The 3,630-nt window shown below is 38.8% G+C and carries 6 protein-coding genes; 5 read left to right on the top strand and 1 reads right to left on the bottom strand.

Features of this window, described 5'->3' with window-relative positions; genetic code table 11:
- The 4 genes from ABTX81_RS39440 to ABTX81_RS39425 form a co-directional block, all read left to right on the top strand.
- On the top strand, window positions 1–568 hold a 568-nt coding region (locus ABTX81_RS39440), incomplete at its 5' end, for a relaxase/mobilization nuclease domain-containing protein (RefSeq protein WP_350555751.1).
- Window positions 568–909 carry a plasmid mobilization protein gene (locus ABTX81_RS39435; RefSeq protein ID WP_350502493.1) on the top strand — a complete coding sequence of 114 codons (342 nt, stop codon included), beginning with the start codon at window positions 568–570 and terminating at the stop codon, window positions 907–909. The genes ABTX81_RS39440 and ABTX81_RS39435, both read left to right, overlap by 1 nt.
- Complete coding sequence (locus ABTX81_RS39430; RefSeq protein ID WP_350502494.1) at window positions 902–1,339, top strand: hypothetical protein; 438 nt, start codon at window positions 902–904, stop codon at window positions 1,337–1,339. The genes ABTX81_RS39435 and ABTX81_RS39430 overlap by 8 nt, the downstream gene beginning before the upstream one ends.
- A gap of 79 nt (window positions 1,340–1,418) precedes the next feature.
- Window positions 1,419–1,784 (top strand): response regulator transcription factor, encoded by a 366-nt coding sequence (locus ABTX81_RS39425; RefSeq protein ID WP_350502495.1) that lies wholly within the window; start codon window positions 1,419–1,421, stop codon window positions 1,782–1,784.
- A gap of 19 nt (window positions 1,785–1,803) precedes the next feature.
- Here the strand turns inward: ABTX81_RS39425 and ABTX81_RS39420 are convergent, their stop codons facing one another.
- Window positions 1,804–2,766, bottom strand: coding sequence for a replication initiation protein (locus ABTX81_RS39420; RefSeq protein ID WP_350502496.1), 963 nt, complete (start codon window positions 2,764–2,766; stop codon window positions 1,804–1,806).
- A 659-nt stretch (window positions 2,767–3,425) separates the two neighbouring features.
- Here ABTX81_RS39420 and ABTX81_RS39415 point away from each other — a divergent pair.
- The coding region (locus ABTX81_RS39415; RefSeq protein WP_350555749.1) for a hypothetical protein at window positions 3,426–3,630 on the top strand (205 nt) is incomplete at its 3' end.

Below are 3,630 nucleotides of genomic sequence, written 5' to 3'. Positions count from 1 at the left end.
GATGATAGCAAAAGTAAAAATGAACTCCAGCATCAGCGCTACGATCAGCTACTGCTGCCGGAGCGACAAGGATGCCACAGTGATTGCCTGCAATGGCACCACGAGCCAAGTGGACCGCGAGCTTCTGATCAAGCAGTTTCAGGCGCAGGCCGATCAACGTCCAGAACTTAAAAATAAAATTATGCAGATCATCATTTCCCATTCTCCGGAAGACACGGCCAAGCTGGCCGGAAAGAAGGAAGATGAAATTTTACAGGATTACATCCAAAGGCTTGCAAAAGGGAAGGGGAAGAATGCAGGTTTAGACCTTACTCAAACCCAATTTGTGGCTATCAGGCATGCAGAAAAAGGGCACATTCATTACCACTTACTTGCCAATATGGTAGACAACCAGGGGGAGCGGTTAAAAGACAACAATATTGGCTATAAGGCCAAAGGGGCAAGTATTGATATCACCAAACAGCATGGCCTGACAAGGGCGATATCGAAAGAACTTAAGCAGGAGTTGGAGATGGAAATAAAAGCACCGGAGCAAACACAGCGCAAAGGTTTTAGCATGGGCAGATAATGGAAAAAGAACCAAAAACGACAGGGAGAAAGGTTTTAGACCCTACCGAAAAGCGGACTAAACAGGTGAAAATTATGCTAACTGAGAAAGAATACGACGAGTTCAGGGAAAAAGCATTTAAAAGCCGGCAGAGCGTTGCAGAGGTCATGCGGGAGCTTGCTAAAGGAAAAGACATAAAAGAGGCCATGACAGCAGAAAAAGCCGCTTTATTACGGGATATCTCCCGAGTAGGGAACAACATTAACCAGATCGCCCAGCTTTGCCGGAAAGAAGGAGTGTTGGCCTATGCCGCCAAAATTGAAGGAATGATAAAATATTTAAACGAGAAAATATATGAGTGAGATACTGAATGAGGCACTTTTAAGCGAAATAAAACGGCTTAAGGCGATCAATATTGAAGGATTAGGCGCAAGTGTCCAAAGACTGGAAGACTCCACTAAAGAAGCCAAAAACCTACACCATGCAGTTAACGAAAACATTGTTAAACTGGGGGGAATGATTGAAAAAGTAAATGTTCCTGCAGAGATAAAATTGACCAGGCATTTAACCATTGGAGCAAAGGATAAATATTTCGGTGCCCTTATTATTTCTTCCCTTGTGTTTCTTCTAATAGGTGCAGCAGGGGTGATTTATGGGGTTAAAAAGGAAAATAAATTAGAGAAAGCAGAGCAAACCATAAGCAACCAAGCGACTTTTATCCAGTGGATGAGAAAGGAAAAAGGAGGTGAAAACATGTATCAAAAGTACCTTCAAGAGCTGAACAAGAAGTAAAAGGAGGGTAAATTAACGAAGGGGGGTACAACGAAATGATTTCAGTACATTTGACACGTTCTGCCATACACAACTCATTATGCAAAGTAAAATTTTGGTTGTCGAGAATGATCAGGATATACTCGATATTATTACCATAATTCTTGAAGACCAAGGCTATAAAGTCATAGCCTCTATTTATTCCTCGATTATTGAGGATATATCCATTATACAGCCAGATTTAATAATGTTAGATCATGTGGTAATGAATGGTTCTGGTAGTGATATTTGCAAGGAAATAAAAGCGAATCCCGTTACAAACAACATTCCTGTTATATTATTATCCACTGCGGTGGGACTGCAACAAATTACAGAAGATGCCTGTGCAGATGGTTTTATAGAAAAGCCTTTTGATATTGACTATTTAGGGGAGCTCATTACCGATCACCTACACAGATTAGCGTAGATCAGCTTAGCCTAAATTTCTAATTTTCTTTTTTAGGTAGTACACCTTTTTTCTGATACGCTCCAACGATATAGGCCGTTGATTTTTCAATGGATGCTTTGCCTTGTCGAATTTTTGCATTCAGATCCTCAATAAACGCTATAAACTTGGTATAACCATCTTTTACAATCAATTCGGAATATTCCTTACTTAATCCATATGCCATAACGTTGCGCACATCTTTCTGAAAATCAATGTCCTTTTGGAAATCAATCTCTAATTGATCAGGTTTGTTTTTTGAACTGTTTACAAATATTTGAATGAACTCGAAAGAACGTCCTTTTTTATAAAGTTCATAATCAAAATGTATGTCCGTATGCTCGTTTATTTGCTTTTTTGCAATGTCCAATACTTTTGTTTTAAAACCTGTTATCTCCGCATATTGTTCATTTCCCTTTTTATCGACCAGCCCAAGCATTTTCTTTAATTCGGTTATAGGTATAGGACGAGGAAATTTTCCAACAGTGCGCCATTGGCATGCTAACATGTAAAGTCTTTTAGCATAACTGGAAGAGCAATCAAGGACGGACTTAAGCTGAAAATGGGTAAAGTTATTTTTGAGGTCGAAAAAATACGGCAGGGATATTTCAGAAAGTTTGACCTCAATAGTCCTTGTTCCCTTTAGATACTTAAAGTACTGAAACAAGACGAATTGTGTATAACCATCCTCTGAATCAACTTCAAACATTCGTGTAAGTAAGCCCTCCGTGCTTTCAGTCAGTTGGGAAATGTTCCATTTGCGACCAGTGATCAATTCAATGTCGGTAACATGGATTTTATAAGCAGTTTCATTCTCTTTTAGTGAAGCTAACACCATAAACATGATATCCAACTGGCAAGCTGTAAAATCATAACGGCCGGAAGTAAGCGCATTATGCTGTTTATAGAGGACTTCTCCTACTTTATTTGCGTCCTGTTCGGTTATAATCCCTAAATCCTTCATATTTAATATAAATTTTATCAAATATACTTAAAAAGTACTAATTAAAAGAACTGTTCTTTTAATTAAGTCTTTGAATGTTATAAAAGGTTCGTTTAATGTTATAAAAGGTTCGTTTAATGTTATAAAAGGTTCGTTTAATGTTATAAAAGGTTCGTTTTCGAGCTTCATAGACTCTGACAGTCAGACCTTTACAAGGGAGTAAAATAGGAAAGTATTTAAAATAATTAAAAAGAACTGTTGTCCCTCAAACGCCGGGTATTTAAGGCAAAAAAGACCGGATTTCTCTTCTTTTTGAAGCTGAAGGGGTCGACGAAAAAAAAACAAAAAAACAAAAAAAAGAAAGAGGGTCGCCGGGGGGCGGGCCGGCCTCAAATAAGACGATATAAGACGTTTATTTTTTTTTCTGCCGTATTACCCGTCTTTTCAATAAAAATCAAACTGACAGTCTTATTTGGGGTAAAAAATGAGGTTAATTGCCCCCCACACATAACGGCTTATCTCCTTCGGCAGATTTGCGGTTTAGGGAAAAAAGATCTGGGAAAAGGAAAAAAGAAAGGAAGAGAAAAAAAGAGGCGCAAATTTATTCGCTGTTTAATCCAGCTATAAAATTACGGTTCATGTAAAAATCCTTTAAAACTCCTATATTGTCGTTTCAAAGGTTGGACGCTTTATTTGGCAAGCAGTGTTTTGAGGGACTGCGTCCTTTCTCAAAACGCTTGTTTCCGGCAACGGTTGCACCGAAGCCAGAAAGCAAAAAGGAAGAAAGAAAGATGATAGCAAAAGTAAAAATGAACTCCAGCATCAGCGCTACGATCAGCTACTGCTGCCGGAGCGACAAGGATGCCACAGTGATTGCCTGCAATG

Source organism: Kitasatospora sp. NPDC097605 (assembly GCF_040302725.1).
In the GTDB taxonomy this organism is placed as follows: Bacteria; Actinomycetota; Actinomycetes; order Streptomycetales; family Streptomycetaceae; genus Kitasatospora.
Note: the sequence above shows the minus strand (reverse complement) of the source record. Positions and strands in the feature narration are given on the sequence as shown.